The sequence below is a fragment of the Actinoplanes sp. NPDC051633 genome, assembly GCF_040681735.1.
Classification (GTDB): Bacteria; Actinomycetota; Actinomycetes; order Mycobacteriales; family Micromonosporaceae; genus Actinoplanes.
On record NZ_JBFAZH010001067.1, the window covers coordinates 1 to 2,656 of the forward strand.

Below are 2,656 nucleotides of genomic sequence, written 5' to 3' on the forward strand. Positions count from 1 at the left end.
GCAGGCCCAGCATCGCGCCGGTGGCGATGTTCAGCATCGCGTTCGGGCTCGTCGGCTCCTCCGGGACCCGGGCGTCGCTGATGATGCTGCCCGCCTCCACGGTGGTGGTGGTCAGCTCGTTCAGCTTGCTGGTCAGCGCGTTGAGCTGGTTCTGCGAGTTGCTGCGCAGGCTCTCCAGGTTGCTGCGCTCGGAGCTGCCGGCACGGGCCTTCGCCAGCCGCGCGTTGATCGACTGCAGGCTCGTCGTCAGCTGCCGCACCTTCAGCACCCGGGACTTGATCTGCTGGTCGAGGCCGCTGCGCGCGGTCTCCTCACGGTTGCGCAGGTACGCCTCGGCGAACGCGTGGGAGCCGGCCTGCGCGCCCTGCGGCGTCTCCGCCTCGAAGCGGATCACCAGCACGGTGGTGTTGGCCGGCACCTCCACCGAGACCTGATGGGCCAGCTCGATCGGGTTGGTGCCGGAGCGCAGCAGGGCGGTGGCCTTGACGGCGACCGCGCCGGAGCCGACCAGCTGCGCCTCGGTGTCGAGGTTGATCGAGCCCTTGGTGCGGCCGCCGGACTGGTTGGCGTCCTGCTCGACCGCCTGAACCAGCACCGACGTGCTGGACTCGTACACCTTGGGCATGGTTGACGTGACCGCGGCGCCCAGGCCGAGGCCGGCGCCGGTGGCCACCAGCACGACCCACCAGTGGCGCCGGAACATGCCGACGTAGTGCGAGAGGTCGGTGGACGGCGCTTCCATCGGTTCGGCGGCCCTTTCGAGGGGATCAGAGTCACGGTTTGGGCGTTTCGCCCCACAGGGGGTAAACGGCCCGGGTCCCGCTTCGTAACTCTGAAATCGCCGAGGATCTACAGCTTGGGTTCGACCCAGCCGTTCTCGACGAGATACGCCAGCACGGCGTCGATGGCCTCGGGCACCGTCATCGACGTGGTGTCCAGGGTCAGCTCGGCGTCGGTGGGCGTCTCGTACGGGTCGTCCACGCCGGTCATGCCGCGCAGCTGACCGGCCCGGGCGCGGGCGTACAGGCCCTTGCGATCCCGCTGCTCACACACCTCGAGCGGGGTGGCCACGTGGATCAGGACGAAGCCGCCGCCCGCCTCGGTGGCCAGCCGGCGCGACGCGGCGCGGGCGTTCTCGTACGGCGCGATCGGGCACGCGATCGCCATCCCGTGATGACGCGCCACCTCGGCCGCCACCCAGCCGATCCGGCGCACGTTGCGGTCGCGGTCGGCCTTGCTGAAGCCCAGACCGGCCGACAGCTCCCGGCGCACCACGTCGCCGTCCAGCAGCGTGATGGTGCGTTCGCCGTCCTCGCGCAGCCGGTCCGCCAGCCCGCGGGCGATGGTCGACTTGCCGCTGCCCGAGAATCCGGTGAAGAACACGACCAGCCCTCGGTAGCGACGCGCCGGCCGGACCCGGGACAGCTCCTTGGCCACGGCCGGGGGCGTGTGCCACTCCGGCAGCGGGAAGCCGCGGTCGAGCGTGTCCTCGATCTCGGCCGGGGTCATCGCCAGCCGACGGTTGCGCGGCGGGATGTCGTCGCGCCAGCGCCACTGGCCGTCCCGGTTGTCGTAGGCCAGCTCGCGGGGCACCAGCACCCGCAGGCCACCGCCGGAGAGCATGTCGCCGGTGGACAGCACGTGGGTCACGCCGTACGCCAGCGCCACCCGCGCGCGCAGCAGCGCGTCGCGCATCTCATCACCGCGCGGCATCAGCGGCACCGCGACGATCGTGGCCGGCGGCATCCTGTCCCGCGCCGCGAAGATCGACCGGACCAGCGACTCCGGCGGCAGGCCGTCCGGCCCCGGTCCGGTCACCGGGATGAAGATCAACAGGTGGGCGCCCAGGGTGCGGGCGGCATGCGCGATCTGCGCGAGCTGCGGGCGGTGCAGCGGCCGATCGGCGATCACGCCGAGCACGCGGCCCGGGGGGAGCAGGGCCTTGACCTCCTCGGGAGTGCGCCGCAGCCGCTGGAACGGGCCGTGCCCGCCGTCGCCCATCCGGCGCACCGCGCCGCCGACCGCGAACAGACCGTCGATGGTCGGCCACGCGTCGGTCACCTCGAGCGCGGCGACCGGGGCGCCCTCGGGGTCGGTGAGGATCACCGTGCGGCGCAGCGGATCGGCCAGGTCGAGCCGGCCGGCGATCTCGGCCGGGATCTCGACGGTCACCGCGACCGGCCACAACGTGCCGTCGGCGAGCTTGCCGGTGCGGCGCAGGGAGGTCAGGTCGGCGCGGCCGAGGAAGCCGGTCAACGGCGCGTACGCGCCGGACAGCAACAGCTCGAGATCCGCCAGCTCGTGCGGACGCGGCGTGTACGACGGCGCGTCACGCAACACGTCCTCGGGCAGCATCGAACCGTTCACCGTGACATCCCCCTGCAGCCGACAGGAGGACAGTTTCGCAGCCGCCGTCGACGTGGTCGAGGCGGGCTCACCGTCCACCCGAAGAGGCTTGATTCTGGACAAACAGGATTTCAGGTCGAATACTGGACCATCGTGAAGCGCATCCGGCCATTGCATGTCGCCGCCGCGACCACCGCGTTCGCCATGTCCGTCGCGGTCACCCTCTCGTGGGCCTGGACGGGTGGCGTGGATCAGATCGGCTTGCCGTTCCGGCCGCCGGTCGCCCCCACGTTCACCACGGAACCCACGC

At 71.7% G+C, this 2,656-nt stretch carries 2 protein-coding genes; both read right to left on the reverse strand.

Features of this window, described 5'->3' with window-relative positions; translation table 11 throughout:
- The coding region (locus tag AB0M20_RS37005; RefSeq protein ID WP_364305390.1) for a Wzz/FepE/Etk N-terminal domain-containing protein at positions 1-742 on the reverse strand (742 nt) is incomplete at its 3' end.
- Between the two features lie 107 nt (positions 743-849).
- A complete protein-coding gene (gene cysC, locus AB0M20_RS37010) occupies positions 850-2,355 on the reverse strand; it encodes an adenylyl-sulfate kinase (protein WP_364305392.1) in 1,506 nt (501 codons plus the stop codon).
- Positions 2,356-2,656: the final 301 nt, after the last annotated feature.